The organism is Klebsiella sp. 4_1_44FAA (assembly GCF_000238715.1).
In the GTDB taxonomy this organism is placed as follows: domain Bacteria; phylum Pseudomonadota; class Gammaproteobacteria; order Enterobacterales; family Enterobacteriaceae; genus Klebsiella; species Klebsiella pneumoniae.
In genome coordinates, this window is sequence record NZ_JH414820.1 from 1 (window position 1) to 1,894 (window position 1,894).

Below are 1,894 nucleotides of genomic sequence, written 5' to 3' on the forward strand. Positions count from 1 at the left end.
GACAAATTCCTGGACCTTCAGGAGTTAATTTATGCATTCATACGAGGACCGGATTCGGGCCGTCGAACTCTATTACCGGTACGGAAAGAAAGCCTCCGTTGTCGTCATGGAGCTGGGATATCCTTCCACAAAACAGCTGGGCCGTTGGGTTCGGATTTATGAAGAGAAGGGCGATTTACCCAGGGAATTAAAACCAAGAGAACGCTATTCACGTACACAGAAAATTGCTGCTGTTGAGCATTATCTTACTCACGGTGGTTGCCTGTCGTACACTCGCCGAGCCATCGGCTACCCCAGTAACGAAATTCTAAAGCGCTGGATTGAAGAGTTTTACCCAAATGCGCGTCCCCTGGTCATTCGCTCAGGCACAAGCAAATGCTTCAGCCCGCAAGAGAGGTCTCAGGCCGTCCGGGAGCTCTGTAACCGACGTGGAACCGCGCGTAAAGTTGCACAAAGCATAGGCGTCAGCGTCCCGGTCCTGTACAAATGGAAGAAAGACCTTATCAGTGACGAGGCTTATCAATCCATGCGCAAACGAAAGGCAGCCCCTCAGGATAAAAATCAGGATGCTTTACTCGGTGAAATCCAGCATCTCAGGAAGCAGGTTCATCAGCTGCAGCTCGAACGTGACATACTGACAAAGGCGAATGAACTGATAAAAAAAGATCTGGGCATCAGCTTTCTGAAACTGAAAAACAGGGAGAAAACCCTGATAGTTGATGCCCTTAAGAAAAAGTACCCCGTTGCTGAGTTGCTAAGCGTTCTGCAACTTGCCCGCAGCTGTTATTTTTACCACAAAGCCAGCAAACGTCTGTACGATAAGTATGCGGAAATACGCGTGATCATGGCCGATATCTTTGAGGAGAATTACCGCTGTTACGGCTACCGGCGCCTTCACGCGATGCTTCGCAGTAACAACAGGGTTATTTCTGAAAAGGTTGTCCGCAGACTGATGGCAGAAGAGCAGCTCGTTGTTAAGCGCACCAGGCGACGACGATATAACTCTTACTGTGGCGAAATCGGTCCGGCACCGGAAAATTTACTCGCCCGGGATTTTAGTTCCTGCAGGCCAAATGAGAAGTGGCTGACCGATATTACGGAGTTCCAGCTTCCGGCTGGAAAAGTCTATCTGTCGCCGGTTATCGACTGCTTTGATGGCCAGGTTGTAAGCTGGTCGATAGGAACACGCCCGGACGCGACGCTGGTGAATACGATGCTCGATGACGCACTCGATACGCTCAACGAACATGATAAACCGGTGATACACAGCGATCGTGGTGGCCATTACCGGTGGCCGGGCTGGCTCGAGCGTATCAACACCTCCGGACTTATAAGGTCCATGTCGCGCAAAGGATGCTCGTCGGATAATGCTGCGTGTGAAGGCTTCTTCGGGCGTATCAAAAACGAAATGTTCTATGGCAGAGACTGGGCGGGTATCACGCTGGAAAAATTTATCTGCTTCCTGGACAGGTACATACGCTGGTATAACGAGAAACGTATCAAGCTATCATTAGGTGCAATGAGTCCTGTGAAGTACCGGCAGCATCTTGGGATCACAACATAACAGTCCAGGAAAACATCCGCAGCCCCAAAGGGGACATTACAGCTTGGTGTTAACAGGACCCATACAACTCCTGTGTAAGTTCACACAGATATTGCAATTGCCTCAGAACACTAAAGGAGGGATTGCCAGATGTTGATGCAGCATATCGGTGTCGGCTATTTTGGGTATTACCGAGCAACTGCTTATGCGATGAAACACTCTCTTATGCCCGAGATTGCGAAGTTAAGAATGAAGGCTCTGAACTTCTGGGATAAGCACGGGATCCGTGCCGCAGCTGATGCTTTTGACGTATCAACGCGAACACTCTACTGGTGGCGCCGGTTACTGCGC

At 49.9% G+C, this 1,894-nt stretch carries 1 protein-coding gene and 1 pseudogene; both read left to right on the plus strand.

What is annotated here, in order from left to right; translation table 11 throughout:
• The first annotated feature begins 31 nt into the window (after window positions 1-31).
• A complete protein-coding gene (locus tag HMPREF1024_RS00440; protein ID WP_009310015.1) occupies window positions 32-1,564 on the plus strand; it encodes an IS3-like element ISKpn38 family transposase in 1,533 nt (510 codons plus the stop codon).
• A 129-nt stretch (window positions 1,565-1,693) separates the two neighbouring features.
• Window positions 1,694-1,894, plus strand: a pseudogene (locus HMPREF1024_RS00435) (IS481 family transposase); the annotation flags it as partial.

Bases quoted from the DNA above. Each gene is read 5' to 3' on its own strand.
- HMPREF1024_RS00440 (WP_009310015.1), top strand. From the start codon at position 32: ATGCATTCATACGAGGACCGGATTCGGGCCGTCGAACTCTATTACCGG.